Below are 26040 nucleotides of genomic sequence, written 5' to 3' on the forward strand. Positions count from 1 at the left end.
CTTCGTCTCCCTCAATGTGCTGCGCGATAAGACGCTGCAATCGGGGGAACTTCAACTGCTCGCGGCGCAATTGCCTCAAGCGAGGTCGGCGCGGACCAAAGGTTTGATCACACGAGCCAATTCTTCGGGCGCGGATTGGCTTTTGAACACATCCGCGATGGTAAAGACGCAGGTGAAAGACCCTTCGAAACACAGCACCCCATTCTGCCGCGCCTTCATGCCGAAGGTGATGGATTTATTACCAAGCCGCGTCGGATAGGTTTCGCACATCAGCTTGTGCCGCGGGGTGACCGGGCTGCGGAAATCCATCGACAGGTTGACGAAAGGCGTGCCGATATTGCGGTCGATCTGAAGCTGAAACCAGCCGTCACCGTCAAAATGCGCCTCCCACCACGCGTTGATCGCATCCAATGCGAAATAGGGCAGCCGCGCGGTATAGGCGATCTGCGCCGGGTCACAATCGCCCCAAGTGACGTTGATCTCGTGAACGAAGTTTTCCGTGGTCATAAGGCTTCTTTCATCTGCTCAAACCCGCGCGGGGCATGGGCTATCTTCTATCCCTTCCAGCTCCATGCGCAACCCAAGCGCGACGCGCACGCAGCAGCGCTGACGCCGGATGTTCATCTGAAACAAAGGGGGGGGGGGAGGATGGTGGCGTTACCTGGATTTGAACCAGGGACCTAACGATTATGAGTCGTTCGCTCTAACCAACTGAGCTATAACGCCGTGGCGCGTCGGATAAGGCAGCTTGGCATTGGGGTCAAGGGCGAAATCTGGATGATTTCACTTTTGCCGCAGAAAACTGCCGCCCGCCCTCAATGCGCGGGGGCCGAGACCACATCGAGCAGCGTGCGCCCGCCGTCGATGGTCATGATCTCGCCCGTCATGAAGCCCGAGCTTTCGGCGGCGAGGAATTGCACCGCCTCGCAAAGCTCGTTCGGCCCGGCGATCCGGCCAAGCGGCGTATGCGCGCGGATGTCGTCGCGCCAATCGCGGTTTTCGGCCACGGCAGCGCGGAGGGACGCGCTCATCACCGAACCGAAAGAGATCGCGTTCACCCGTATCCGATGCGGCGCGAGCACCAGCGCCAGAGAGCGGGTCATCTGCTGCACCGCCGCCGAGGCGATGGCATAGCCCATCATATCCGGCTGGTGGCGCTGTGCCGCGATGGAGCTAAGGTTGATGATCGACCCCACCTGCCCCTCGGTCTGGCCCTCGGCTTGTTTGATCATCCGCCGCGCCACCTGCTGCGACAGTTGCAGTGCCGTCATCAGGTTTTGCTGCAACAGGGTCTCGACCGAGCCATCCTCCACATCGAGCGGATCGGTCGGCATCACCTGCCGCGAGGCATTCACGAGGATATCAACCTGATCATAAGCATCGATCGTGGCCGAGACGAGGTTGGCGATGGTCAGCCGCTGGCGCAGATCACCGGCGAAGACGCGGATATTCCCGTCGTCCGGCGTGTCGCCCAGCTCTTCCATCAGCTTTTTCTCGTTGGAATCGGCGCACATGACATTGGCGCCCCGGTCGGCCAGATGCCGCGCGATGGCAAGGCCGATCCCGTCCGCCGCGCCGGTGATGATGGCTGTTTTACCAGAGATCGAGAATGACATCGGGATACCCCCTTTAGGCTCAGCGGCGCCGGGTCAGCGGGCGTGTGGCGTGGAACATCTTGAACCGCGCATCGCCTCCAAGCTCGGCCACCTGAGCAAAGCGTTTCTTCAGTTCCGCCTCATAGGGCAGATGCCGGTTGGCCACCATCCACAGATCGCCCTGCCCCGAGAGGATCCGCGCGGCAGCGGCGACAAAGGCCTGACCGATCTGCGGCTCAGCGGCGCGGCCTGTGTGGAAAGGCGGGTTCATCACCACGGTATCCATCCGGTGCGGCGGCTGCCATTGGGTGGCATCCTCCCAATGGAACACGGCGCGGTCATCGGTGACGTTATGGCGCGCGCATTCCAGCGCCATATGCCCGGCCTCGACCAAATGCACCGTCTTCACCTTGGGCCGCGTCAAAACATGCGCTGAAAGGAACCCCCAGCCCGCCCCCAGATCGGCCACTTCGGCCCCGAGGTTATCGGGCAGCACATCCACCAAAAGCGCCGAGGCCAGATCGACCCCATCGGCAGAGAACACCCCCGGCGCGGTCCAAAAACCACCCTCTGTTTGGGCCGGACCGGCCTCCCAATCGGTGAAGAAGTCGCTCGCGCCCGCGTCGATCCAGTAAAGCTTGCCATGCGCCTTGGAGATCGGCCCCTGCACCGTCACCCGCGCCCGCATCTCGCGCAGGATGGAATCCGCGCCATCGGTCTTTTGCCCGTCGACCACCACCGGCCCATCGCTTACGGCACAAGCTTGGGCGACCAAAGCGCGGGCCTCATGTTTGGCGCGCGGCAGGCAGACGATGGCCGCAGCATAGCGCCCCTCGATCGAATGCGCCGCCTCATAGCCCCGCGCCGTCCATGCGTCATAGGCAGGTTTGAAATCGTGAATGATCTTACAACGCTCGGGCGGAAGACCGGCCAAATCCGCATCCACGGGGGGCTGAAAGACAGCGATCACCCCAGTTTCGGGCAGGTCCAGCCCACCGCCGTTCAGGGCCAGTTCCAGTCGCGGATCAATCACGTGTTATTCTTCTTTTTCCATGGTGCATTGAAGCGGATGCTGGTGACGCCGGGCAAAATCCATCACCTGCGCCACTTTCGTCTCCGCGATCTCGTGGCTAAAGACGCCAACCACGGCCAGCCCCTTCTTGTGAACCGTCAACATGATCTCGAACGCCTGCGCGTGGTTCAGGCCAAAGAAACGTTCCAAAACATGCACCACGAATTCCATCGGGGTGAAATCGTCGTTCAGCAACATCACCTTGTAGAGCGGCGGGCGTTTGGTCTTGGGGCGGGTCTTGGTCAGCAACTCGCTGTCGTCGTCATCCTTGGGGCCGTCGGCCATCATCCACGCGCCCGGCGCGGACCGGCCTGCGGGCTGGATCGTCCAATCTGCTTTCACGTCGTCACGGTGCATTGCTGCTCCTGCGGCTGGGGGTAGAGCTTGTTCGTCGTGCAGCCGTCTATATAACCCCTGAACCAATTTAGGAAAGAGGCAGCACATATGGGCGGGGCACTCACCACTATCGGTTTCGATGCGGATGACACATTGTGGCATAATGAACGCTACTTTGCACTCTCTCACGACCGTTTTGCAGCCCTTCTCGCCGAACATAGTGAACGCGACCACCTGATGGCCCGGCTACTGGAGGCCGAACGGCGCAATCTGCCGCATTACGGCTATGGAATCAAAGGCTTCACCCTATCGATGATCGAGACCGCGATCGAGGTGACAGAAGGCAAAGTCCCTGCCGAGGTGATCAGCGATCTGCTCGCCGCCGGACGTGACATGCTGGACCATCCCATCGAATTGCTGCCCCATGTCGAAGACGTGCTGGAAAACCTACGCGGCGACTACCGGCTCATCGTGGTGACCAAAGGCGACCTGCTGGACCAAGAGCGCAAACTGGCCCAATCGGGCCTGCGCGACAGGTTCGACGCGGTCGAAATCGTCTCTCACAAGACCGAAGCCGCCTATCGCCACATTTTTGAGCAGCATGGCCAAGGTGCCGAACGGGGGCTGATGGTTGGCAACTCGATGGCCTCCGACGTGCGCCCGATGATCGCGGCAGGCGGCTGGGGCGTCTATGTGCCGCATGACCTCACATGGGCAATGGAACATGCCGAAGCGCCAACCAATTCCCCCCGTTTTGCCGAGATCAGCGACCTCTCAGCCCTCCCAGAAACGATCGAAAAGATCGTGTCGGGGTGACTCGCCCCCGCGCCTGAGTCGTTCTGACACATCGCCGAAAATGCCGCACTGCGGGCCAATTTACGCCCAATTCTTGCCTTATTCGCGCTTATAGTGGGTTGATGTGTGCAAGCCTCTACATATTGGAGGAGAGATCCGCCCCTTTTTCCCCTGTTCACTGGATTCGACGGCTTCCGCGATGCGGCGTCCTATGCTAGCCTTGAACCAATTAATAAATGGTCAGCCGGAAATCGGCGGCCTGAGGCAGTAAAAGGCAGGCAAATATGAAGGCTCGGCGCATTCAGCCGGCCCGTTACGGGCTATTTCTATTCGCAGCACTCTGGGTTCTGGTTCTCCTGCCCCTCAGCGCGATCGCTGCCCCCTACGCCGCCTATGTCATCGACGCTCGCACCGGCAAAGAAATCCACGCCGAGAATGCCGATACCCGCCTGCACCCGGCTTCCCTGACCAAGATGATGACCCTCTACATCGCCTTCCAAGCGGTCGAACGGGGGGAAATCTCTCTCGATACCCAAGTGACGATCTCGAAAAACGCGGCCTCCGAGCCGCCCAGCAAATTGGGCATGCGCCCGGGCCAAAAGATCGCCCTACGCTATCTCATCCGCGCCGCCGCCGTAAAATCCGCCAATGACGCCGCCACCGCGATCGGCGAGGCCATCGGTGGTTCTGAGGCCGCCTTCGCCCGCCGGATGAACCGCACTGCCAAACAGCTTGGCATGACGCGCACCACGTTCAAAAACATGCACGGGCTGACCGAGAGCGGCCACCTCTCCACCGCCCGCGACATGACCCGCATGGGCCGCCACCTGCTCTATGATTACCCGCAATACTACAACCTCTTCTCGCGCATCACCGCCGACGCAGGCGTGCGCAAGGTCTCCCATACAAACCGCCGGTTTCTGGGGTCCTACAAAGGGGCGGACGGCATCAAGACCGGCTACACCCGCGCCGCCGGCTTCAACCTCACCGCCTCGGCCGAACGGGGCAATGAGCGCATCATCGTGACCGTCTTCGGCGGCAAATCCACCGCCTCGCGCAACGCCAAAGTGGCCGAGCTTATGGACCTCGGCTTCCGCCGCGCGCCCTCCTCCGCGCCGCTGCGCAAACCGGTCCCGCCCGTCTACGCCGATGTGGAAACCGCCCCCGGCGCCGCAGGCAAAACGATCCGCCTCGTCGGCGCCGTCACCACCTCCAAACGCCCGCAACTGCGCCCCCGCAGCGATGTCGTGGTCGTGGCCACCGCCGCCGCGCCCGAAGCAACCAGCGTGGTCTCCAACAGCGATATCACCGCAGCGCTGCGCGAAGCGGTTGAGACGGCGCCAACCCCGCCCGCCGCCGCGCCCACGCCAGAGGCCAATGAGGCCGAGGTCGTCATCGCCGCCGCCAAAGCCTCCCCCCGCCCCGAACCGCGCCCCAAGGACGTGACGCTGGCGGTACAACAGGCGGTAGAGCAAGAGATCGTGACCCGCGTCTCCACCTCCGGCGGGCGCCACTGGGGCGTGAACGTGGGCCGTTTCCCCAGCCGCTACGCCGCCGAGAAGGTCCTGCTGAAAACCGCACTGGCCGAAATGTCGACCCTCGATGGCACGCTGCGCAAAGTGGTGCGCCGCCCACAAGGCTTTGACGCGAACTTCCTCGGCATGTCCCGCGAAAGCGCCGACCTCGCCTGCCGCCGTCTGGCCGCGCGCAACGTCAGCTGCTTCATGATCGGCCCCAGCGAAGGCTAAACTACCACCGGGCGGCCAAAGCCCCGCCCAAACCAACTTCATCCTTTTAAAAATACCGCGGGGGAATCGCGCCCCCGGCGCGATGGGGGCAGCGCCCCCCCCTACCCTCTCCGCAAATGCAACGCCCGCTTACCCTGCCGCCTGCAACAGGTTCCGTGTGTATTCCGTCTGCGGATTGTCATAAAGCGCGTCGACGTCCCCATATTCCACCACGTCACCGCGTTTCATCACCATCACCTTGTGCGACATCGCCCGCACCACCTTCAGATCGTGACTGATGAAGAGATAGGCCAGCCCGTATTTCGCCTGCAAATCCCGCAGAAGATCAACGATCTGCACCTGCACGGTCATGTCCAATGCCGAGGTCGGCTCGTCCAGAACCAGCAGTTTCGGGCGCAGCACCATGGCCCGCGCGATCGCGATGCGCTGGCGTTGACCGCCGGAAAACTCATGCGGGTAGCGGTCCATCGTCGCGGGGTCGAGCCCAACCTCGGTCATCACCTCGGCGACCAACTCGCGCTTGTCGCGCCCCTTGTCGATCTTGTGGATCGCCAGCCCCTCACTGATGATCTGGAAACAGGTCATCCGCGGGCTGAGCGAGCCGAAGGGGTCCTGAAAGACGATCTGCATGTCGGCGCGCAGCCGGCGTAGCTTCTTGGTGGACCATTTGCGCAGGTCCTCGCCGCGAAAGGTCACCTCCCCTTCCGAGCCGATAAGCCGCATGATCGCCAGCGCCGCCGTGGTCTTGCCCGAGCCGCTTTCGCCTACAATGCCCAAGGTCTCGCCGGCGCGGATCGAGAGGCTGGTGTCGTTGACGGCCTTCACATGGCCCACGGTGCGGCGCAGCAGGCCCTTCTGGATCGGGAACCAGACCTTGAGGTTGTCGGTGCGCAGCACTTCGGGCGCATCCTCGGCCACGGGCGCGGGCGCACCGGTGGGCTCGGCGCCGAGCAGTTTGCGCGTGTAGGGGTGCTGCGGATTGTCGAAAATCTCCGCCGTCGGGCCTTCCTCTACCACCAGCCCCTTTTGCATGACGAAAACCCGGTCAGCGATGCGCCGCACGATGCCAAGGTCATGGGTGATGAACAAAAGCCCCATGCCCATCTCGTCTTTCAGATCCTTCAACAGGTCGAGGATTTGGGCCTGAATGGTCACGTCGAGCGCCGTCGTCGGCTCGTCCGCGATCAAGATGTCGGGCTTGTTGGCCAGTGCCATGGCGATCATCACGCGCTGCCGCTGCCCGCCTGACAACTGGTGCGGATAGGCGCCCATGCGGCTTTCCGCGTCGTTGATGCCGACCTGCTGGAGCAATTCCAGCACCCGCCCCCGCGCCGCTTCTCCTTGCAGCCCCTGATGCAGCGCGAGCGATTCCGCCAGCTGTTTCTCGATCGTGTGCAGCGGGTTGAGCGAGGTCATCGGCTCTTGGAAGATGAAGGAAATGTCGTTGCCGCGCACGTCGCGCAGCAGCTTGTCGTCGGCGCCGATCATCTGCTGGCCGTTGTAGGTGACCGACCCGCTCACCTCAGCGCTTTCGCCCAGCAGCGACACGGTCGACAGTGCCGAGACCGACTTGCCCGAGCCGCTTTCGCCCACCAGCGCCACCGTCTCGCCGCGGTTCACGGCAAAGCTCACCCCGCGTACCGCCGGGATCAACTGCCCGTCCTGCCGAAAGGAGACTTGCAGGTCTTTGACGTCCAACAATGCAGTCACGAGAAGGTCTTTCTGGGGTCGAATGCGTCGCGGATGCCCTCGAAGATGAAGACCAGAAGCGACAGCATGATGGCAAAGGTGAAGAAGGCCGAGAAGGCGAGCCAGGGCGCCTGCAGGTTCTGCTTGGCCTGCAACGTCAATTCGCCCAGCGACGGCGCCGAGGACGGCAGGCCGAAGCCGAGGAAGTCGAGCGTCGCCAGCGTCGAGATCGTGCCGGTGATGATAAACGGCAGCATGGTGAGCGTCGCCACCATGGCATTGGGCAGCATGTGACGCAGCATGATCGTGCCGTTGCCCACCCCGAGCGCGCGGGCGGCGCGGACGTACTCGAGGTTGCGCGCGCGCAGGAACTCGGCCCGCACCACACCGACCAGCGCGGTCCATGAGAACAGCACCAGCAGCACGACCAGAAGCCAGAAACTTCGGCCCAGAATGGCGAACATGATGATGATGACGTAGAGCGACGGGGTCGAAGACCAGATCTCGATGATGCGCTGGAAGATCAGGTCGAGCCAGCCGCCGAAGAACCCCTGCACCGCGCCCGCGAGGATACCGATGAGCGAGGCCGCCCCGGTCACGATCAGGGTAAAGACCACCGACAGGCGGAAACCATGGATCACGCGGGCCATGACGTCGCGCTTGGTGCCGTCGGTCCCCAGCCAGTTCTGCCAGTTGGGCGGCAGGGGTGCGGCACCGGGGCGGTCCACGGCGGTGTCGTAGGAATAAGGAATGACGGGCCAGAGCGCCCAGCCTGTCTCGATTGCCTCCCCTTCGACCTCGCCATCCTCGGCGTCGAGGATGTAGCCCTCCGGATCGTCGAAACAGAGGTCCAGCCCGCCGGTGGCGATAAGACATTGCACCTCCGGATCGCGGTAGGCGGCCTCGGTCTGAAAGTCGCCGCCGAAGGCGGTCTCGGGGTAGAAGTTGAAGATCGGCGTGTAGTATTCGCCGCGATAGCTCACGAGGATCGGCTTGTCGTTGGCTACGAACTCGGCCAGCAGCGAAATCCCGAACAGGATGGCGAAGATCCACAGCGACCAATAGGCGCGCCGGTTCGCGGTGAAATTGCGCCAGCGGCGCTGGTTCAGCGGAGAGAGCGCCATCAGCCTTCCCTCTTCTCGAAGTCGATGCGCGGGTCGACAAGCACATACATCAGGTCAGACAGGATGCCGACCACGAGGCCAATGAGGCCGAAGATGAAGAGCGTGCCGAAGACGATCGGATAGTCCCGCGCCACCGCGGCCTCGAAACCGAGGCGCCCCAACCCGTCGAGGCTGAAGATCGTCTCGATGATGATCGACCCGCCGAAGAAAACCGAGATGAAGACTGCCGGGAAACTGGCGATCACGATCAGCATCGCGTTGCGAAAGACATGGCCGTAGAGGACCTTGCTCTCGGACAGGCCCTTGGCGCGGGCGGTGATGACATATTGCTTTTTGATCTCGTCCAGAAAGCTGTTCTTGGTGAGCAGCGTCAGCGTGGCAAAGGCCGAGATCGTGGAGGCCAGCACCGGCAGGGTGATGTGCCAGAAGTAATCGGCCACCTTGCCCAAGGGGCTTAGGCTGTCGAAATTATCCGAGGTCAGGCCGCGCAGCGGGAAGATCTGCCAGTAGGAGCCGCCAGCGAAGAGCACCAGCAACAGGATGGCAAAAAGGAATCCGGGGATCGCGTAGGCCGCGATGATCGCGCCCGAGGTCCACGTGTCGAACCGCGAGCCATCCCGAACCGCCTTGCGGATGCCCAAGGGGATGGAGACCAGATGCGCGATTAGCGTCGACCAGAGCCCCAGCGTGATCGAGACCGGCAGCTTTTCCTTGATCAAGTCGATCACGCTGATGGCGCGGAAATAGCTCTCGCCAAAATCGAGCCGCATGTAGTTCCACAGCATGTGAAAGAACCGCTCCACCGGGGGTTTGTCGAAGCCGAATTCCTTCTCCAATTCCTCGATCAACTCGGGCGGCAAGCCGCGTGCGCCGACATAGGTGCTGTCGGACCCGCGGGCCATGGTATCGACACCGGCATCGTTGTTGCCCCCGGCGAAACCGCCAAAGACGTCACCGCCGCCCTGAATCCGGGCGATGGCCTGTTCCACCGGGCCACCGGGCACGAATTGCACCAGTGCGAAGTTGACCAGCATGATGCCGAACAACGTCGGGATCACCAGCAATAGCCGTCTGAGGATATAGGCTCCCATTTGGTCGCCTTACCGCAAGGCGCCCGAGGCGCGCAACTGCTGGGCGGCCTCTTCGTCGTACCACCAGAAATCAAGGTACCCCAAAGCGTAGGGCGGGATCTCGGGGTGGTCGTACTGGTCGTAATAGGCCACCCAGTAGCTGTCGTTGTACCACGTCGGGATCATGAAGAACTCGTGCCGCAGCGCCCGGTCGAGGGCCATGAGGGCGGCGTCTTCCTCCTCAGCCGTTTCGGCATCGAGCGATGCCTCGATGATCGCGTCCACCAAGGGGCTGGCGAGGCCTGCCGGGTTGAAGAGCGAGAACTCCGCCGCCTCCGAGCCATAGCGCTGCGCCAGACCGGTGCCGGTGCCGAGGAAGGCCGCATAGGCGTCATAGATCATGTCGTAGTCGCGGTCACGCTCGCGGGCGGTGTATTGCGAACTGTCCACCTTCTCGAGCCGCGCGTCGATGCCGATGGAGGTGAGGTTACCGACGAAGTTCTCGATCACTGCCGAAATCGTCGGCGACCCGGCGGAGTTCATCAGGAAATTCAGCCGCAGGGGCTCGCCGGCCTCGTTCACGCGCATGCCGTTCTGCACGGTCCAGCCTGCCTCTTCCAGCAGCTTGGAAGCGCGGCGCGCGTTGCGGCGGTCCAACAGGCGCGCGGGGTCGGAGCTATGCGGCACCACGGCGGGCTCGGTTAGCAACTCCTCCGCCACCAGATCGCCGAGGCTTTCCAGAAGCGCCCGTTCAGCCCCCTCGGGCGCGCCCTGCGCCATCAGCGGCGTGTCCTGCGTGAAGGAAGCGCGGTGACTAAACAGCCCGTATTGCAGCGACTCGTTGGTCCACTCGAAATTAAACATCAGCGCCACGGCCTCGCGCACGCGGCGGTCCTGCAGCGTCTCGCGGCCCAAGTTGAAGATGATGCCCGAGGGCGTCGGAGGCGAGCCGTCGGGCAGTTCTGCTTTGACGATGGCACCCTCACTCACCTTGGAGAAGTCATAACCCGTGGCCCATTTCTTGGAGTCCCCCTCGGCGCGGAAGGTGTATTCGCCGGCCTTGAAGGCCTCGAAAGCCGATGTATCGTCGCTGAAGATTTCCAGCCGGATACGGTCGAAGTTCATGCGGCCGCGGTTGATTGGCAGGTCCTTACCCCAGTAGTCCGGATTGCGTTTCAGCACGATGCGCTTGGTCAGGTCGACGCTTTCGACCATATAGGCGCCGGATCCGGGGGGCGGGTCCATCCAGCTGTCCTTGAGGGTATTGCCGGTTTCCTCGAACCAATGTTTCGGCCATGCTGGCACGCCGCCCACCGTCTCGATCAGGCTGCGACGCGAGATGCCGTCGGCGAAGTGGAATTTCACTGTATGATCATCCAGCGCCTCGACCTTGGGAATGCGCTTGCGCACCGCGTCGGCGTAGGATTTCAGCCCCTCGTCCAGCAGCAGGTTGTGCGAAAACACGATGTCATGCGCCGTCACTGGCGTGCCGTCCGAGAAACGCGCCTCGGGGCGCATGTGGAAGGTCACCCAAGACTTGTCCTCGGGGTATTCGAGGCTCTCGCAGAGCAGGCAGTAACTCTCGCCATAGACATCCGAGGGCAGCGGCTCGCCCGAGGGCGCCTCGCCCAGCAGGCTCTCGAAACCGAAGATCGAAAACAGATGCGCGCGGCCCTTGCCGGAATAGGGGTTCATCGAATCCAGCGTGCCGACGAAGGGGATCGAGATTTCCCCGCCCTTGGGGGCATCCGGGTTCACATAGGCGAAATGCTCGAAATCCGCCGGATAGGTCAGATCGCCGTAAAAGGAATAACCGTGGCTTTTGATGATCTTCTGCTCCTGTGCCGCAGCGGCACCGGCCAGCAGGGCCGCCACCATCAGCGTCAGCGTCGCGAGCCAGAGCGGCAGGTCATCAATGACCGAAGGACGGGTCGCGGCGCGGGTCTGGGCACGGGGCATAGGTCACTCCTTGGCGTGGCGTAGTCCGGATAGGCGTCATCTAGGCTAACGCTGTGCGACGCCAAGATACAAGTTGCGAATATGTAAGGTTGCCCCGCACGGGCGGTCCACCGCAAAGCATGCCCCGCGGATTGGCGGTTTCCCCCGCCCCAGCTCGCGACAAAGTGTAGCCCGCCGCCCCTGTATCTTCGCGGCCCAGCCCGTTTCTCGCCCTAAAGTTAACAGATTCTTCACTCAGATTAACGATGCGTAAACTGGAGCTGAGCATGAGAACCTACCCGATTCCCTTTAACGAAGAAGCCCGTCTGCGCGCCGTTTTCGATGTGCCCGGTCTTACGGCCGAGAACGAAGCACTGTTCGACACCATTTGCGAGGCTACGCGCCGCCTGCTTGACTGTCCGATCGCACATATCAGCGTCGTGGAGGCAGATACCCAATGGTACAAATCCGTGGTCGGCTACCCGTTGGGGCCGATGCCGAAAGATACCGGGTTTTGCAGCCATACAATCATGTCGGACGCGCCGCTGGTGGTTCCCGACCTCAGCAAAGACCCCCGGTTCGCGCGTCACCCCATGGTCGCCGAGGGCGGCCCCGAGGCACGCTATTACTGCGGTGTGCCGCTGATCCTGTCCTCGGGCCATCGCTTCGGCAGCCTGTGCGCGCTGGACCTGCAACCGCATGAGGCGCCCTCCGAGAAGCAGATCGCCCTATTGGAAGATATGGGCCGCATGGTGGTCGCGGCCCTTGAACGCTCCCAGCCGGACGCGTCCGAGCAAGAGGCCGACAACAGCGCCGAAGCCACTTTCCTGACGCTGGTGGGCCACGAACTCCGCACCCCGCTGACGGTTCTTTTCGGCAGTCTGCGCATGTTGGAGGCCAAGGCCGAACAGGGGGTCAATCCGCTCCTGATCCGCTCGGCCCGCCGGTCTGTCGACCATCTGAGCGCCCTGATCGAGACGATCATTTCCTACAGCAATGTCAGCACCGGCGAGCTGCGCCTGAACGAGCGGAAATGCAACCTGAGCGACCTTCTGCAATCGGTCTCCGCCCTGCATTTCGCCACCACGGATGCGACGCCCAAGACCATCACGCTGCGCGACAGTCTCCCGCTTGAGGAGATGCATATCGACGGCGACCAGATCGAATTGGCGGTGACGGCACTTGTGCTGAACTCCGTCCTGCATGGCGGCAGTGAGATCGCCTTGGAGACGTTCAAAGACGCCGAGGGCAATATCGAGATTTCGATCATCGACAACGGCTCATTCGATGAGCACGTCGATCTGGCCGAGCTTTACAAACCCTTCGTCGTCGGCGGCATGATGGAGCACCGCAGCACGAAGGGCGGGCTCGGCCTTGGCCTGCCGCTGACCCGCAAACTAATCGAAATGCACGGTGGGGATTTCGAGGTGCATGTGGAAGCGGGCCAAAGCCGCGCCGTGATCCGCCTGCCCGCTTGGCGCTGCGACATCGGCGGGATTGCCGCCGCGAATGCCACCGCCCCGGTGATCGCCGCTCAGTAAAGTCAAAACGGGGCGCGTACTATGCCGCGCCCCGCATCCGATCACTGCCCGTCGACCGTGCGGATCAGCGCGTTGATCTCATCCGCCAGCACGCCGGGGTGATCCTCCGGCGTGAAGTGTTTGCCCCCTTCGATCCGTCGCAGGGGCGCATTCAGATCTTTCGCCAACCGCTCGCCATATTCGATCTTTTGGAAGTCATCCGCAGCACCCCAAACGATCCGCGCGGGGATGTTGAGGGTGGGCAGCTTGTCCGCGATGGCTTTCGTGTCTTCCACGTCCAGCGACTGCGCCTGCCTGACAAAGGCTTCGGCCTCTCCGTGCTACGCGTAATGCGGGGCGTGGGCGTCAAAGGCCGCTTCGGCGGCGGCGTCGGTCTCATGCCCCTTCGAGAACATCATCTTCAGCAACTGGTGGAATGAGCCATCGGGCGCATGTTTCGCCACGCCGCCGGTCTTGGCCACCGCGCTGACCAGCGGTACGGGCCACGAATCATAGCTGATCGCATTGGTCAAAAGCAGCCCGCTGATCATCTCAGGGTGACGCACCGCCGCGATCTGCGCGACCCCGCCGCCGAGGTCATGCGCCGCGAGGATCGCCCGCGTGATGCCCTGATCGCGCATCCAAGCAACCAGATAGTCCGCCTGTTTGGCGACCGAAATATCGCGCCCCTCGCCCTGCGGGATTGAGGCCCCATAGCCCGGCATCTCCCAAGCGAGCACCCGACGGCCCGTAATCTTGGGCGCGACATCCCGCCAAAGCGCGGGACAGGTGGGAATGCCGTGAAGCAGGATTACGGGATCCCCCGCCCCCGTCTCTTCCCAACGCATTTCGATTCCATCGACCGTGGTTTTGTGACTTTGCATGGCGCGTCTCCTTTCGGTGTGGACGTTTCATGGCCCAACACCTCCAGGGATAAGACGTTCCGCCCCGCCCAAACGCAAAAGCCGCCCCGGAGGGCGGCTTTCTCTCACGCGATGGCGCGGGATATCAGTTGGAAACGCTTTGCAGGTAAGCGATCACGTCGGCGCGGTCTTCGACCTTACGCAGACCGGCGAAGCCCATGGTGGTGCCGGGCGCGTAGCCTTTGGGGCTTTGCAGGAAGGCGCTCAGCTCTTCCGGGGTCCAATCGCCTTCGAGCGAGGTCAGCGCGCCGGAATAGCCGAAACCGTCAACCGAGGCGATATCGCGGCCAACGACACCGTCGAGGTGCGGACCAACAGCGTTGGACCCGTCGACCTTGTGGCAGGCGGCGCATTTGCGGAAGACTTTCGACCCGCTGTCAGCATCGGCTTCGGCCATCACGGCGGCAAAATCGATCTCTTCGCCGCCTTCGTCACCACCGGCGTCGGCCACTTCGATGACATAGGACGCTTCCCCATGTGCGTCGGCGTGGTAAATCTCTTCACCCGCCCATTTGCCCAGCAGAAGTACCAACCAGGCGCCGAATACGCCGGCTGCGATTTTGGTCAGGGTCATTGTATCGAACATGCGTCAGGGTCCATCACTTGGTATTGGCACCATGGGCGGGCCATGGTTCTTGGCATCGTTGCCCGCGTATCTATTGCTTTCCCTTGGCGCAGGCAAGGTGTAGTTACCGCGACCAATTGCCCTTCTCCGCGCCTTTTGCAGCAGGATACGATCCATGACCGCCCAGACCACGCCGCGCATCGCCTTCCAAGGGGCCCTTGGCGCCTATAGTCACGAGGCCTGCCTTCAGGCCTGCCCCGACATGGAACCGGTGCCCTGCCAATCGTTCGAAGGCGTGATCCGGGCCGTAAACGAGGGCCGCGCCGAACTGGCCATGCTGCCGGTCGAGAATACGACCTATGGCCGGGTGGCCGACATTCACCGCCTGCTGCCGGAAAGCGGGCTGCATATCATCGGCGAAGCCTTCGTGCGGGTGCGCATCGCCCTGATGGCCCGCCCCGGCGTGGCATTGGAAGACATCAAACATGTCCGCGCACATCTGGTGCTTTTGCCGCAGGCACGCAGCTTTTTGCAGCAACATGGCATCACCTCTGAACCCGCCGCCGATTCCGCCGGGGCCGCCGCCGAACTGGCCGCGACCGAAGGCAGCACCGATGGCGTTCTCGCAGGCGAGGTCGCGGCAGAGATCAACGGCCTCACCGTGCTGGCCCGCGATATCGAGGATATGGACCATAACACCACCCGCTTTTTGCTGATGGCGCCCAAGATCGACCTTTCGCGCCGGGCCGAGCGGATGCTGACCACCTTCGTCTTCGAGGTGCGCAACATTCCCGCCGCGCTTTACAAGGCGATGGGGGGCTTTGCGACCAATGGCGTCAACATGACCAAACTGGAAAGCTATATGGTCGGCGGCTCCTTCACCGCAACGCAGTTCTACGCCGATATCGAAGGCCACCCCGAAGACCCGGCGGTGAAACGCGCGCTGGATGAACTGGGGTATTTCACCAACAAGCTGGAGATTCTCGGCGCCTACCCCGCCCATCCCGGCCGGGGCGCGCCGACCGGGATGTAAGTCTGGCCGCGCGGGCTTAGACCTTGACGCCGCCCGCGTAGCGCTCTTCCATCCCACGGGCATATTCCGCCACGCGATCTTTGTATTTCTTGGTCAATGTCGTCTTGGCCAGTTTCAGCGATTGCACCCAAAGCCGCGCCGAAAGGGTCAGCGGTTTGACCTCAAGCGCGACCAAAACCCGCGTGCTGTTGCGCGACAGGGGCATCAATTCAAAGGACATCTGCCCCGCCAGCCCCTGCGACATGCTGTCGATCACCATCTCGTTGGGCCGGTCGAAGGTCACCATCTCTAGCGTCAACTCGCGCCGCTTTCCGCGCAGGGGGAAGACCGCCTTCCATGTCATCCCGACGCCGGGCTGATGCAGGGCATCGGCGCGCTGCACCTCGGCCCCGCGCCGCATCGCTGCCCGCTCAAAGCTTTCAAAATCGCACAACATGTCAAAGACAGCCTCAATCGGCGCTTCGATGTCTTCTTTGGTGGAGAATTTCATTCGGTCCGTTCCAATTCTTCTGCTCGCATTTGCCACCCGCGCCGCTTTGTCCGGGCCCGTCAGCGCGGTGTGTCAGGTCAGTCTATCCGCAAGCCAGTTTTCCAGCAAGAAATGCGCGATGGCCCCGCGGCGGGCGGGCAGAAGCCGCGGATGGCTTCCGGCAAAAACCTCCATCATCTCTTCGCGGGTGACCCAAAGCGCGTCTTCGATCTCAACCGGGTCGATGGTCAACTCCCGGCTCAGCGCCTGCCCCGCACAGCCCAGCATGAGGGACGCCGGAAAGGGCCATGGCTGGCTGGAGAGGTAGCTCACCGCGCCGACCTGCACGCCCGCCTCCTCAAAGACTTCGCGCCGCACAGCGGCCTCTACCGTCTCTCCCGGTTCGACAAAGCCCGCCAACAGGGAATACATCCCCTCGGGCCAACCGGGGGAGCGGCCCATGAGGACCGAGTTTCCGTGTGTGATCAGCATGATGACCACCGGATCGGTGCGCGGGAAATGGGCGCCGCCACAGTCTGGGCAGACCCGTTGCCAGCCACCCTGCGCCAGATCGGTGGCGCTGCCGCAGCGCGCGCAATGGCGGTGGGTGTCGTGCCAGCCGAGGATCGCCTTGCCGCTGGCCGCCAGTTCGGCATCGCGCGGATCAAGCCATGTCATCACCCTGCGCAACTCGGCAAAGGCCATGTCATCGCCCAAAAGCGGATGGCGCTGTTCGCTGGGGTCAAGGAACGCGCCCAGTTGCGATTGATCCAGATCGGGGGGTTCCCAGCCGGAGATATCGACCGCAAAGCGCGGCGCCCCATCCTCGCGCCCCAGCAAGATCGCCGTGCCTTCGGCCTCTTGCAAGACGGGGTGATCCATCGCCAATCGCGCCAAAGCGGCGGGGCGTTCGGGCGCGATCAGCGGCTTGCCGCGCCAAAAGACCACCGCCCGCGCCGCCGGGTCGGCGCGCAACTGCGCCAAGGCTTCCGGATTGCCGCGTATCTCCCCCGCCCGATCAAGGGCCGAGCCTCCAAAGGTTACCGTCTCCGCGTGACGCATGGCGCTCTCCCGATACAGGCCCGATACAGGCTTTTGGCGTTTTGCCCAGCCATGCCACGGCACATGAGAGATTGGCAATCCCAAGCCCCCTTGCCAGATCGGTTGAAATCTGGTCGTATCAAAACATCTTTAAGTTGCAAAATTTAACGAGTACTTACCTTTTCAGTGAACAGGCGCAGCACATATGCCTCGACCGGTGTCGTTCCCCCTGAGGGTGGCATCCCGGCCGAGGCACGTCTGCGCATACTGGCCACGACGGACCTGCATATGCAGATCGTGGGGCATGACTATGTGGGCGACCGTTCGGTGGGCCATCACGGGCTGGCCGGGATCGCCACCTTGATCCGCACCGCCCGGGCAGAGGCGGCGGAACAGGGGGCCGCCTGTATCCTGCTCGACAATGGCGATCTGTTGCAGGGCAATGCCTTGGGCGATCAACTGGCGCAGATGCCGGTCACCCATACGCATCCCCTTGTCGCCTGTGTGAACCATCTGCATTATGACGGTCTGGGCCTTGGCAATCACGACCTCGACCATGGGCTGCCCTATCTGCGCGCTGTGGCCGGGGCGCTGGACATGCCGCTGATCTCGACCAATCTGCATTTGACCGACCCCGGCCCGCTGCGCCGTTGGGCCGTCGTCTCGTGCCTGCTGCCTGCCGTTGCGGGGCATCCCTCTTCTCGGCTGCGGGTGGGCCTGCTTTCGGTCCTGCCGGGCCGAACCGCGATCTGGAACCGCGAGGTTTTGGAGAATGAGGCCGAGATCATTTGCCCGCTCGAAAGCCTGCGCAGCGCCGCCCTGACGCTGCGGGCAGAGGGGGCCGATCTGACCGTGCTGCTGGCCCATATGGGCATCGCCCATGAAGGTGAAATCACCACCGAGGAAGACATCTGCACTTTGGCCCAGATCGACGGGATCGACGCGGTGATCACCGGCCACACCCATCTTCGTTTTCCCGGAGATGACCATGGCCCGCGCGAGGGGGTTGATACGCAGGCCGGCACGCTGTCCGACCGTCCGGCGGCGATGCCGGGCTTTGGCGGGTCCGATTTGGCGGTGCTGGATCTGGCGCTTGAACGGGATGCGCAGGGGCGCTGGACGGTCTCGGGCCATCAAAGCCACCTGCGCGACAACAGCACACAAACGCTGGCCGATCCCACGGTGCTGAGCGCGGCCCGGGTCAGCCACATCGGCGTGCGGAGGCATCTGGAGGAGGTGGTCGGCCATACCGACACCGCGCTGCACAACTACTTTGCCCTCGCCATGCCCACCCCCATCGACGCGCTGAGCGCCCGCGCGCAGGCCGAGGTGATCCGCCAAGGGGTCGCGGGCACGGCGGATAGCGAACTCCCGATCCTCGCCGCCACGGCGGCGCATACGGCAGGCGGGCGCGGCGGGCCGGGGCATTTCCTGCATATCCCGCCGGGCGCAGTGCAACGCCGACATATCGCCGGGCTGCTTCCCTATCAGAACGCGGTCTGGGCGCTGCGCCTCACCGGTGCCGACCTGCGCCGGCGTTTGGAAAAAGCGGCAGAGGTGTTTGCCCCGCTCGGTAGCACCCCCGGCCCGCTACTCGACCCCTGCCGCCCGCCGTTCCACTGCGACACAATTTTTGGCGTTACCTATGCCATTGACCCCTGCCGCCCCCGCGGCAGACGGGTCACTGCGCTCTCATGGCAAGGGGCACCGGTGAGGCCAGACCAGAAGTTTCTACTCGCGACCAACCAGTTCCGCGCGGCGGGCGGCGGCGGGTTTGACCGCGCGGCGGGGGATGACGTCGCCCTGCGCAGCCCGCTTCCGCTGTCCGACGCCCTAATTGCCGCTCTCGCTACGCCGCAGGAGTGCCCATGGTCCGACGCGCCGCCATGGCGCTTCGATGCAGCGGGGGCGCAGGCGGTTCTCTATACCTCGCCCGAGGCCCTGCCCTTCTTACAAGACATCGCCCATCTGTCGCCCACCCCGCGCGGCATGACCGCCTCGGGCTTCGCCCAAATCGCGATCCGCTTGTGAGGCTTGCACTTCGCTCCATGCCCTCCTATATGGGCCTTGAGAGGTTGGTGCGGGCAAGCGCCTCGCCAACCCGGTCAGATCCGGAAGGAAGCAGCCGTAACGAGCTCCGCTTGGGTCGTTATCAGCCTCTCACCACAGTTGCATTGCGCAGCAATGCAACGCCCCGGCAGTCGCTTCGCAGAAGCGATGAGAGGGGTAGCTTCTCCAAATAAATGATGCATTCGAGAGGCGAGACGCCCAGCCCGTGGGCACCACGGGCATCGCCTCACAACCGATCCGCCTCAAACGTATCGCAGGCCGCAATCTGGCCACTCTCAAACCCCCGCTCGAACCAACGCGCGCGCTGCTCTGACGTGCCATGGGTGAAAGTATGCGGCTGCGGCACCTGACCGGCCTGTCGCTGCAAATGATCGTCCCCGATCATCCGCGCAGCATTCAGCGCCTCTTCGAGGTCACCCTTCTCCATCAAGCCTTCGACGTTCGAGGCCCAGATGCCAGAAAAACAATCGGCCATCAGTTCAAGACGCACGGTCAGGGCATTCGCCTCAACCTCGGAAGCCTGCTGCCGCATCCGGGCGACCTGCGGCAGAACGCCAATTTCGTTCTGCACATGGTGCGCGACCTCATGGGCAATCACATAGGCCGCCGCGAAATCGCCTCCGGCACCAAGACGCTGGTCCAACGTGCGGAAAAACGCGGTGTCGAGATAGGCCATATTGTCCGCCGGGCAGTAAAACGGCCCCGTTGCGCCAGAGGCCCCGCCGCAGGCGCTTTGCGTCACATTCTCAAAGACCACAAGCTTGGGCGGTTTATAGGTTTCACCCAATTGCTCTTGGAAAATCCGGCTCCAAACCTGTTCGGTCGTGGTCAGCACGCGGGCGGCGAAATCGACCTGCGGGTCTTCGCTGTCGCTCAACGGGCGGGACTGTTGGACCTGACCGCCGCCTTGGCCGGTCAACAGCGGCGTCACGTCGATGCCGGTGAAATAGCCGATGGCCATTACTGCCAAGACGCCGACCAATCCAAGCCCCCCCGCCTTGCCGGCCTTTCCACTGCGTCGGATGACATTCTTGCTCCGCCCAATTCCACCCAACCGCATGAACCGTCCCTCGTTTTGTCAAAGCCTATTGCCACATGAACGCGCAAGGCGCAGTTTGGTTCAATGAGTGATAAGAATGACCTAGCCGAAGACCGCACCGACTGGGCCGAGGACCGCACGATTCTCGCCAATGAACGCACCTTTGCGGGCTGGATGCGCACCGGCATGGCCGCTGTCGCCGTGGCGATAGGTCTGCGCGCCGTGTTTGGGGAGTTCGAGCCGACTTGGGTGGCGAAAGCCGTGGCCTCGGTCTTCATTCTTGCCGCGCTTTACGTCTACTGGGCCGCGCAGGCGTCGGCGGCGAAAACCCAAAGGCGGCTGAGCGACCATCACGCCAATGCCCAGCCCAACAGCCGCATGAAGGTTCTGGCGATCCTGCTTGCCTTCGCCTCTGCCGGGGTCGGGGTGATCCTTTGGATGCTCTGAGCCTTCCGCAAGCACGGTAGACGCCACGGCGCGGAGCGCATAGTTTACGGCCTTGACCGAATCCGATCTGGGGCACCATGACAGATACATCCGCCTACCGCGTTCTGGCCCGCAAATACCGGCCCGAAACCTTTGCCGATCTCGTTGGCCAAGACGCCATGGTGCGCACGCTGAAGAACGCCTTCGCCGCCGACCGGATCGCGCAGGCCTTTGTGATGACCGGCATTCGCGGCACCGGCAAGACGACCACGGCGCGGATCATCGCCAAGGGGATGAACTGCATCGGGCCGGACGGCAACGGCGGGCCGACGACTGACCCCTGCGGCGTTTGCGAACATTGCACCGCCATCATGGAAGGCCGCCACGTCGACGTGATGGAGATGGACGCGGCCTCGAACACCGGCGTCGCCAACATCCGCGAGATCATCGATTCGGTGCATTATCGCGCCGCCTCGGCCCGGTACAAAGTCTATATCATCGACGAAGTGCACATGCTTTCGACCGGCGCTTTCAACGCGCTGCTGAAAACGTTGGAAGAGCCGCCGGAGCACGTCAAATTCATCTTTGCCACCACCGAGATCCGCAAGGTGCCGGTGACGGTGCTCTCGCGTTGCCAGCGTTTCGACCTGCGCCGGATTGAGCCCGAGGTGATGATCGCCCTGCTGCGCAAGATCGCCACTGCCGAGAATGCCGAGATCACCGACGACGCGCTCGCGCTCATCACCCGCGCCGCCGAAGGCTCCGCCCGCGACGCGACCTCGCTGCTGGATCAAGCGATCAGCCACGGCGCGGGCGAGACCGGGGCCGAACAGGTGCGCGCCATGCTGGGGCTGGCGGACCGTGGCCGGGTGCTGGACCTCTTTGACATGGTGCTGCGCGGCGATGCAGGTGCCGCGCTGACCGAACTTTCGGCGCAATATGCCGATGGGGCCGACCCGATGGCGGTGCTGCGCGATCTGGCCGAGATCACCCATTGGGTCTCGGTCGTGAAGATCACGCCCGATGCCGCCGAAGACCCCACCATCGCGCCTGAGGAACGTGCCCGTGGCCAGCAGATGGCCGAGACCCTGCCGATGCGGGTGCTGACGCGGCTCTGGCAGATGCTGCTGAAGGCGCTGGACGAGGTCGCCGCCGCGCCCAACGCCATGATGGCCGCCGAAATGGCCGTGATCCGCCTCACCCATGTGGCCGATCTGCCCTCGCCCGAGGAACTGGTGCGCAAGCTGCAAAACAGCAGCCCGCCCCCGGCCCCCGGCCCCGTTGGCGGTGGCGGCAACGGCGGGGGCAATGTCGCCGCGCAGGGCAGCACCGGCGCGCAGGCCGTGCAACAGGCGCAGCAGCGGATGGCCTCGAACCCCGGTCCGCAGGGGCAGACCACCGCGCTGGCGCAAGACCTGAACGCTGCGCTGGCGCGTTTCCCGACGTTCGAACATGTCGTCGAGTTGATCCGCGTGAACCGCGACGTGAAACTGCTGGTTGAGGTGGAAACCTGCGTGCAGCTTGCCGCCTATCAGCCCGGCCGGATCGAGTTTGTCCCCACCGACGACGCGCCGCGCGATCTCGCGCAGCGGCTGGGGCAGAAATTGCAACTCTGGACCGGTAACCGCTGGGCGGTGTCGCTGGTGAACGAGGGCGGGGCCGAGACCATCGCGCAGGTCCGCGATGCGCGTGAACTGGCGCTGAAGAAACAGGCGCAGGACCATCCGATGATGCAGGCGGTGCTGGCGCAGTTTCCCAAGGCCCGGATCACCGCGATCCGAACCCCAGAAGACATCGCCGCCGCCGCCACGGCAGAGGCGCTGCCCGAAGTCGAAGACGAATGGGATCCGTTCGAGGACGGTTGATCCCCCGGCCCCCGCGCCACATATAAACGACAACGCAACAAGGAGACCCAGATGCTCAAGGGATTAGGCGGCCTCGGCGATATGGCCGGGATGATGAAAAAAGCGCAGGAAATGCAGGGCAAAATGGCCGAGCTGCAAGAGGAGATGCACAACATCACCGTCGAAGGTGAATCCGGTGCGGGCCTCGTCAAAGCGACCTGTAGCGCCAAGGGTGAGTTGAAGGGCCTCGATATCGACCCGTCGATCTTCAATAAGGACGAGAAGGAAGTGGTCGAAGACCTGATCCTCGCCGCCATCAAAGATGCGCAGAGCAAAGCCTCGGAACGCGCACAGGCCGAGATGAGCAAGCTGACCGAAGGCATGGGCCTTCCCGCGGGCATGAAGCTGCCCTTCTGATCCCGGTTGGGGCGGGCCGGTCCCGCCCCTCTTTCAACGCCCATAGGTGCCATTCTTGAGCTCTACCCGCGACATTGACGCCCTGATCGAGCTGATGGCGAAACTGCCCGGCCTTGGCCCGCGCTCGGCCCGGCGGGCGGTGCTGCACCTGATCCGCAAACGCGCGCTTTTGCTGACCCCCCTGTCCGACCTGATGCAGGCCGTCGCCGCCACGGCACGCGAATGTCTGAACTGCGGCAACGTCGGCACCGCCGACATCTGCGACATCTGCACCAGCGAGAAACGCGCGAACGGAGAGCTTTGCGTGGTCGAAGACGTAGCCGACCTCTGGGCGATGGAACGCTCTGGCGTGTTCAAAGGGCGCTATCATGTGCTGGGCGGCACGCTCTCGGCGCTCGACGCCATTGGCCCGCAGGAATTGCGCATCCCGCGCCTTGTGGACCGGATCGATACCGAAGGGGTGACAGAGGTGATCCTCGCGCTCAATGCCACGATCGACGGGCAGACCACGGCGCATTACATCGCGGATCAGCTGGAGGGCCGAGTGCGGCTCACCTCCCTCGCCCAAGGCGTGCCGATTGGCGGGGAGCTGGACTACCTCGACGACGGGACGATCACCGCCGCGATGCAGGCGCGCAAGTCGCTTTAACCCCCAGAATCAAAGCGGGCCGCCCGCTCCTCCCAAAGCAGACGGCCCTTTTCCGGGGCGACGCAGATCGCGCTGTCAGAGCACGATCACATCAAGCGGCGGAAATCCGTTAAACCCAACCGAACTGTACGAGCTTGTGTAGGCTCCGCAAGCACGAATCATCACTTTATCGCCATCGCGCAGGGCCAGAGGCAGGTGGATCGGGCGTTTTTCGTAGAGAATATCCGCCGAATCGCAGGACGGACCGGCCAAAACGCAGGGTCCGGTCTCTTCCCCGTCATGCGGTGTGACGATCTGATAGCGAATCGCTTCGCCCTCGGTTTCGGCCAGACCCGAGAAACGACCGATATCCAGATAGACCCAGCGGTGCAGATCATCCGCGGATTTGCGGCTGACCAGCATGACTTCGGCAGCGATATGCCCGGCTTCGGCCACCAGACCACGGCCCGGCTCTGCCATGACCTGGGGCACGTCGCCAAAGCGGGCTTTGACGGCGCGCATCACAGCGGCGGCATAGGCGCGGGAGCCTTCGATATCCTCGCCATAGAAGGCCGGAAAACCGCCGCCGAGGTTCAGCAATTGCAGGTCATGGCCATCCGCACGGGCGGCGTGCCACAGGGGGGCCACCTGATCCAACACCGGGTTCCAAAACTCCGCCTTGCGGGTTTGAGAGCCGACGTGAAAGGACAGGCCGAAGGGCACGAGGCCCACGGCAACCGCGTGGTTCAGCAGCGCGGGCAACGCCGAACCGGCGCAGCCGAATTTCCGGCTCAGCGGCCAGTCGGCCATGGAGTTTTCGACGATCAAGCGCAGGTAGACCCGCGCGCCCGGCGCATGGGCGGCGATCTTGTCCAATTCGGCTTCGCTATCCGCCGCAAACAGCGTCACCCCCGCCGAATGGGCAAAAGCGATGTCCGAGGCACGTTTGATGGTGTTACCGAAAGAGATATTCTCGGGCTTGGCCCCTTGGCTCAGGCACAGTTCGATCTCGGCCCGCGAGGCCGCATCAAAGCCAGAGCCTTTCTTGACCAGCAGACGAATGATCTCGGGGGCCGGGTTCGCCTTGACCGCGTAGTGGATATGCGCGTCGCCCAAGCCCTTGTGCAGCGCGTCATATTGCGCGGCCACACGGTCGCGACTGATCACCAGCGTGGGCTTGTCAAAGCTGTTGGCGGCGATATAGGCTGCAGCCTGGTCGGCGTGAAAGGACGGTGCGGCGCGCAGGGCGCCGGGGACTGTAGCATTCATGGTCATCTCCAAAGAGCAGGTGGGGCTGGTTCCCCGCGTGTCGTTTCAAGAGACGTTACCGTCGCTACATAAACGCGGGTCAGTCAGAGTGGGAACTGACCGGCCAGAGGCGCGTGCGTTGGCGTCTGTAACGCGCCACATACGCCGTTTTTGGATTCGTACAAGGGGTAAAATTGCCCCTACGGCAAATTGTTAGTTTTCCTCGTCTTCCCAATCGCTGCCGATGGGGTCGCGGTCTCTTTTCCGTTCTTCTTTGATCATATTCTTGGCTTCCCGCTCTTCTTCGGGGTCGGTTTCTTCGGGGTCGCTCTCGGCGGCTTCGGTCTCGGCCATGGCGAGGACGAACCACATCGGGAAATGGTCCGACCCGATCTTGTCCAGGCGGTCCATCTCTAGCAGACGAAACTGCGGATCGTGGAAGAGGTGATCCAAAGGCCAGCGCATCCAAGGCATCGTCGCGCTGAATGTGTTGTACATGCCGCGCCCCACCCGCGGGTCCAAAAGACCAGAAAGCCGCTGAAAGCGCCGGGTCGTGGTCGACCAAGCCACATCGTTCAGATCCCCCGAGACCACGGCGGGCAGCGGGTCCTTCTCAGCCTCGATACCGACCAAGGCGATCTCGCTGTCGCGCCCCTTGGTGTCATGTTCGATCACGGGCGGTTCGGGGTGGACGACGTATAGGCGGAAATCCTCCCCCACCGGCAGGTGCACCCGGGCGCGGATGGAGGGCACCTCTTCGGTGACCAGCTCGCGCACCTCGACCTCTGACAACGGCAGTTTCGACATGAGGCAAAGCCCATACCCATTGTCGAGCGGCACGTCGACGCGGTGTTCGTAGTTCTTGCCCAGACCGTCATCCAGCGCGTCGATCCAGGCCTGATCCACCTCGATCGCCATGAAGATATCTGGCACCCGCGCCTCGGCCAGTGCGATCAGCTTGCCATAGTCGCGGTTGGACATTTTGACATTGGCGGCCAGCAGGCTGAAATGCCGGTCCGTCGCGCGACGCAACGCGGGCGAGGCCGCCAAGGATTGTTTGCGCCACAGCGGGGTGAACTTGGTGATGTAAAGCGCGTGAAGCGCGGCGACCCCCAGCATCAACGCGATCCCGGCCATGCCCGAGGGTGCCGTCACCCCCTGCGACAGTGCGAACCCGATTGCCAGCAACAGTGCCAAGCCGAGGAATTGTTCCCGAGGAAAGGCCAGCCCGCGGATCGCCCCGAAGGGCAATTTGCTCAGCGGCAGCAGGCTGCCCAGTATTAGCAAGCCCGCCAGCCCCCAGATCATCCAGTCCAATGCCGTTTCCAAATCCATCCCCCGGCGCGTCGCGCCCTTTCTACAAAGCAAAACAGGGCGCCGGAATACCCGACGCCCTGTCATCTAACACATCTTTACGGCGAAAGTTCCTTTCGCCACACCGCCTTGAAGG

Annotated in this window: 25 protein-coding genes, 1 tRNA gene and 1 other RNA gene; 10 read left to right on the forward strand and 17 right to left on the reverse strand. The window is 63.2% G+C overall.

Features of this window, described 5'->3' with window-relative positions:
- Positions 1-75: 75 nt before the first annotated feature.
- The 5 genes from HKX24_RS00295 to clpS all read right to left on the reverse strand — a co-directional run bounded on the left by HKX24_RS00295 (position 76) and on the right by clpS (position 2955).
- The gene (locus HKX24_RS00295) at positions 76-507 is read right to left on the reverse strand and encodes a thioesterase family protein (protein ID WP_067268618.1); all 432 of its coding nucleotides are present in this window, start codon (positions 505-507) and stop codon (positions 76-78) included.
- Between the two features lie 142 nt (positions 508-649).
- Positions 650-726: transfer RNA gene (locus HKX24_RS00300), tRNA-Met, on the reverse strand.
- Between the two features lie 89 nt (positions 727-815).
- Complete coding sequence (locus HKX24_RS00305; RefSeq protein ID WP_067268615.1) at positions 816-1616, reverse strand: SDR family oxidoreductase; 801 nt, start codon at positions 1614-1616, stop codon at positions 816-818.
- Between the two features lie 19 nt (positions 1617-1635).
- Positions 1636-2628: a class I SAM-dependent methyltransferase gene (locus HKX24_RS00310; RefSeq protein ID WP_271692422.1), complete on the reverse strand. Its 993-nt coding sequence runs from the start codon at positions 2626-2628 to the stop codon at positions 1636-1638.
- A 3-nt stretch (positions 2629-2631) separates the two neighbouring features.
- A complete protein-coding gene (clpS, locus tag HKX24_RS00315; RefSeq protein ID WP_067268646.1) occupies positions 2632-2955 on the reverse strand; it encodes an ATP-dependent Clp protease adapter ClpS in 324 nt (107 codons plus the stop codon).
- A gap of 156 nt (positions 2956-3111) precedes the next feature.
- On the opposite strand from clpS, the gene HKX24_RS00320 reads away from it, so the two are divergent.
- Both HKX24_RS00320 and HKX24_RS00325 read left to right on the forward strand, forming a co-directional pair.
- Positions 3112-3819 carry an HAD family hydrolase gene (locus tag HKX24_RS00320; RefSeq protein WP_271692423.1) on the forward strand — a complete coding sequence of 236 codons (708 nt, stop codon included), beginning with the start codon at positions 3112-3114 and terminating at the stop codon, positions 3817-3819.
- Positions 3820-4082: 263 nt separating this feature from the next.
- Entirely contained in the window at positions 4083-5546 is a 1464-nt protein-coding gene (locus tag HKX24_RS00325) for a D-alanyl-D-alanine carboxypeptidase family protein (RefSeq protein ID WP_271692424.1), read from the forward strand.
- 129 nt (positions 5547-5675) lie between these two features.
- Here the strand turns inward: HKX24_RS00325 and HKX24_RS00330 are convergent, their stop codons facing one another.
- The 4 genes from HKX24_RS00330 to HKX24_RS00345 are packed head-to-tail and all read right to left on the reverse strand — an operon-like array spanning position 5676 to position 11307.
- Positions 5676-7256 carry an ABC transporter ATP-binding protein gene (locus tag HKX24_RS00330; RefSeq protein WP_271692425.1) on the reverse strand — a complete coding sequence of 527 codons (1581 nt, stop codon included), beginning with the start codon at positions 7254-7256 and terminating at the stop codon, positions 5676-5678.
- On the reverse strand, positions 7253-8359 hold the full coding sequence (locus HKX24_RS00335) for an ABC transporter permease (protein WP_271692426.1): 1107 nt from the start codon (positions 8357-8359) through the stop codon (positions 7253-7255). Before HKX24_RS00335 ends, HKX24_RS00330 begins: the two co-directional genes overlap by 4 nt.
- On the reverse strand, positions 8359-9450 hold the full coding sequence (locus HKX24_RS00340; RefSeq protein ID WP_067268603.1) for a microcin C ABC transporter permease YejB: 1092 nt from the start codon (positions 9448-9450) through the stop codon (positions 8359-8361). The genes HKX24_RS00335 and HKX24_RS00340 overlap by 1 nt, the downstream gene beginning before the upstream one ends.
- Positions 9451-9459: 9 nt before the next feature.
- Positions 9460-11307 carry an extracellular solute-binding protein gene (locus HKX24_RS00345; RefSeq protein ID WP_271693860.1) on the reverse strand — a complete coding sequence of 616 codons (1848 nt, stop codon included), beginning with the start codon at positions 11305-11307 and terminating at the stop codon, positions 9460-9462.
- Between the two features lie 347 nt (positions 11308-11654).
- Here HKX24_RS00345 and HKX24_RS00350 point away from each other — a divergent pair, with 347 nt between their 5' ends.
- The gene (locus HKX24_RS00350; protein ID WP_271692427.1) at positions 11655-12908 is read left to right on the forward strand and encodes a GAF domain-containing sensor histidine kinase; all 1254 of its coding nucleotides are present in this window, start codon (positions 11655-11657) and stop codon (positions 12906-12908) included.
- Positions 12909-12949: 41 nt separating this feature from the next.
- Here the strand turns inward: HKX24_RS00350 and HKX24_RS00355 are convergent, their stop codons facing one another.
- The 3 genes from HKX24_RS00355 to HKX24_RS00365 form a co-directional block, all read right to left on the reverse strand.
- Positions 12950-13183 (reverse strand): alpha/beta hydrolase, encoded by a 234-nt coding sequence (locus HKX24_RS00355; protein ID WP_271692428.1) that lies wholly within the window; start codon positions 13181-13183, stop codon positions 12950-12952.
- Positions 13184-13228: 45 nt separating this feature from the next.
- Complete coding sequence (locus tag HKX24_RS00360; RefSeq protein ID WP_271692429.1) at positions 13229-13771, reverse strand: alpha/beta fold hydrolase; 543 nt, start codon at positions 13769-13771, stop codon at positions 13229-13231.
- Positions 13772-13895: 124 nt separating this feature from the next.
- Complete coding sequence (locus HKX24_RS00365) at positions 13896-14396, reverse strand: cytochrome c family protein (RefSeq protein ID WP_271692430.1); 501 nt, start codon at positions 14394-14396, stop codon at positions 13896-13898.
- Positions 14397-14550: 154 nt separating this feature from the next.
- On the opposite strand from HKX24_RS00365, the gene HKX24_RS00370 reads away from it, so the two are divergent.
- A complete protein-coding gene (locus HKX24_RS00370; RefSeq protein ID WP_209216552.1) occupies positions 14551-15408 on the forward strand; it encodes a prephenate dehydratase in 858 nt (285 codons plus the stop codon).
- Between the two features lie 16 nt (positions 15409-15424).
- Here the strand turns inward: HKX24_RS00370 and HKX24_RS00375 are convergent, their stop codons facing one another.
- On the reverse strand, positions 15425-15898 hold the full coding sequence (locus tag HKX24_RS00375; RefSeq protein ID WP_271692431.1) for an SRPBCC family protein: 474 nt from the start codon (positions 15896-15898) through the stop codon (positions 15425-15427).
- 72 nt (positions 15899-15970) lie between these two features.
- Positions 15971-16939 (reverse strand): NAD(+) diphosphatase, encoded by a 969-nt coding sequence (nudC, locus tag HKX24_RS00380; protein WP_271692432.1) that lies wholly within the window; start codon positions 16937-16939, stop codon positions 15971-15973.
- Positions 16940-17104: 165 nt separating this feature from the next.
- On the opposite strand from nudC, the gene HKX24_RS00385 reads away from it, so the two are divergent.
- The gene (locus HKX24_RS00385; protein WP_271692434.1) at positions 17105-18949 is read left to right on the forward strand and encodes a 5'-nucleotidase C-terminal domain-containing protein; all 1845 of its coding nucleotides are present in this window, start codon (positions 17105-17107) and stop codon (positions 18947-18949) included.
- Positions 18950-18986: 37 nt separating this feature from the next.
- Positions 18987-19084, forward strand: an RNA gene (gene ffs / locus HKX24_RS00390) — signal recognition particle sRNA small type.
- A gap of 130 nt (positions 19085-19214) precedes the next feature.
- On the opposite strand, the gene HKX24_RS00395 is transcribed toward ffs, so the two are convergent.
- The gene (locus HKX24_RS00395) at positions 19215-20048 is read right to left on the reverse strand and encodes a neutral zinc metallopeptidase (protein ID WP_271692436.1); all 834 of its coding nucleotides are present in this window, start codon (positions 20046-20048) and stop codon (positions 19215-19217) included.
- 63 nt (positions 20049-20111) lie between these two features.
- Here HKX24_RS00395 and HKX24_RS00400 point away from each other — a divergent pair, with 63 nt between their 5' ends.
- From HKX24_RS00400 to recR, 4 genes are all read left to right on the forward strand, one after another.
- Complete coding sequence (locus tag HKX24_RS00400; protein ID WP_276153748.1) at positions 20112-20474, forward strand: DUF202 domain-containing protein; 363 nt, start codon at positions 20112-20114, stop codon at positions 20472-20474.
- Positions 20475-20551: 77 nt separating this feature from the next.
- Positions 20552-22318 (forward strand): DNA polymerase III subunit gamma/tau, encoded by a 1767-nt coding sequence (locus tag HKX24_RS00405; RefSeq protein WP_271692438.1) that lies wholly within the window; start codon positions 20552-20554, stop codon positions 22316-22318.
- Positions 22319-22369: 51 nt separating this feature from the next.
- Entirely contained in the window at positions 22370-22714 is a 345-nt protein-coding gene (locus HKX24_RS00410) for a YbaB/EbfC family nucleoid-associated protein (RefSeq protein ID WP_007118099.1), read from the forward strand.
- A gap of 55 nt (positions 22715-22769) precedes the next feature.
- Positions 22770-23363, forward strand: a complete 594-nt coding sequence (gene recR, locus HKX24_RS00415; RefSeq protein ID WP_271692439.1) for a recombination mediator RecR — start codon at positions 22770-22772, stop codon at positions 23361-23363.
- Positions 23364-23438: 75 nt separating this feature from the next.
- On the opposite strand, the gene HKX24_RS00420 is transcribed toward recR, so the two are convergent.
- The gene (locus tag HKX24_RS00420; RefSeq protein WP_271692440.1) at positions 23439-24617 is read right to left on the reverse strand and encodes a type III PLP-dependent enzyme; all 1179 of its coding nucleotides are present in this window, start codon (positions 24615-24617) and stop codon (positions 23439-23441) included.
- Positions 24618-24803: 186 nt separating this feature from the next.
- Positions 24804-25925, reverse strand: a complete 1122-nt coding sequence (locus HKX24_RS00425; RefSeq protein ID WP_271692442.1) for an endonuclease/exonuclease/phosphatase family protein — start codon at positions 25923-25925, stop codon at positions 24804-24806.
- Between the last annotated feature and the right edge of the window lie 115 nt (positions 25926-26040).

The sequence above is a fragment of the Sulfitobacter sp. M85 genome (assembly GCF_029285915.1).
Lineage (GTDB): Bacteria > Pseudomonadota > Alphaproteobacteria > Rhodobacterales > Rhodobacteraceae > Sulfitobacter > Sulfitobacter faviae.

What these genes read in the sequence shown, in the direction of transcription:
- HKX24_RS00295 (WP_067268618.1), bottom strand. Translation starts at nt 507, where the DNA reads ATGACCACGGAAAACTTCGTTCACGAGATCAACGTCACTTGGGGCGAT.
- HKX24_RS00305 (WP_067268615.1), bottom strand. Translation starts at nt 1,616, where the DNA reads ATGTCATTCTCGATCTCTGGTAAAACAGCCATCATCACCGGCGCGGCG.
- clpS (WP_067268646.1), bottom strand. Translation starts at nt 2,955, where the DNA reads ATGATGGCCGACGGCCCCAAGGATGACGACGACAGCGAGTTGCTGACC.
- HKX24_RS00320 (WP_271692423.1), top strand. Translation starts at nt 3,112, where the DNA reads ATGGGCGGGGCACTCACCACTATCGGTTTCGATGCGGATGACACATTG.
- HKX24_RS00325 (WP_271692424.1), top strand. Translation starts at nt 4,083, where the DNA reads ATGAAGGCTCGGCGCATTCAGCCGGCCCGTTACGGGCTATTTCTATTC.
- HKX24_RS00335 (WP_271692426.1), bottom strand. Translation starts at nt 8,359, where the DNA reads ATGGCGCTCTCTCCGCTGAACCAGCGCCGCTGGCGCAATTTCACCGCG.
- HKX24_RS00340 (WP_067268603.1), bottom strand. Translation starts at nt 9,450, where the DNA reads ATGGGAGCCTATATCCTCAGACGGCTATTGCTGGTGATCCCGACGTTG.
- HKX24_RS00345 (WP_271693860.1), bottom strand. Translation starts at nt 11,307, where the DNA reads ATGGTGGCGGCCCTGCTGGCCGGTGCCGCTGCGGCACAGGAGCAGAAG.
- HKX24_RS00350 (WP_271692427.1), top strand. Translation starts at nt 11,655, where the DNA reads ATGAGAACCTACCCGATTCCCTTTAACGAAGAAGCCCGTCTGCGCGCC.
- HKX24_RS00360 (WP_271692429.1), bottom strand. Translation starts at nt 13,771, where the DNA reads ATGCAAAGTCACAAAACCACGGTCGATGGAATCGAAATGCGTTGGGAA.
- HKX24_RS00365 (WP_271692430.1), bottom strand. Translation starts at nt 14,396, where the DNA reads ATGTTCGATACAATGACCCTGACCAAAATCGCAGCCGGCGTATTCGGC.
- HKX24_RS00370 (WP_209216552.1), top strand. Translation starts at nt 14,551, where the DNA reads ATGACCGCCCAGACCACGCCGCGCATCGCCTTCCAAGGGGCCCTTGGC.
- HKX24_RS00375 (WP_271692431.1), bottom strand. Translation starts at nt 15,898, where the DNA reads ATGAAATTCTCCACCAAAGAAGACATCGAAGCGCCGATTGAGGCTGTC.
- nudC (WP_271692432.1), bottom strand. Translation starts at nt 16,939, where the DNA reads ATGCGTCACGCGGAGACGGTAACCTTTGGAGGCTCGGCCCTTGATCGG.
- HKX24_RS00395 (WP_271692436.1), bottom strand. Translation starts at nt 20,048, where the DNA reads ATGCGGTTGGGTGGAATTGGGCGGAGCAAGAATGTCATCCGACGCAGT.
- HKX24_RS00400 (WP_276153748.1), top strand. Translation starts at nt 20,112, where the DNA reads ATGAGTGATAAGAATGACCTAGCCGAAGACCGCACCGACTGGGCCGAG.
- HKX24_RS00405 (WP_271692438.1), top strand. Translation starts at nt 20,552, where the DNA reads ATGACAGATACATCCGCCTACCGCGTTCTGGCCCGCAAATACCGGCCC.
- HKX24_RS00410 (WP_007118099.1), top strand. Translation starts at nt 22,370, where the DNA reads ATGCTCAAGGGATTAGGCGGCCTCGGCGATATGGCCGGGATGATGAAA.
- HKX24_RS00420 (WP_271692440.1), bottom strand. Translation starts at nt 24,617, where the DNA reads ATGACCATGAATGCTACAGTCCCCGGCGCCCTGCGCGCCGCACCGTCC.
- HKX24_RS00425 (WP_271692442.1), bottom strand. Translation starts at nt 25,925, where the DNA reads ATGGATTTGGAAACGGCATTGGACTGGATGATCTGGGGGCTGGCGGGC.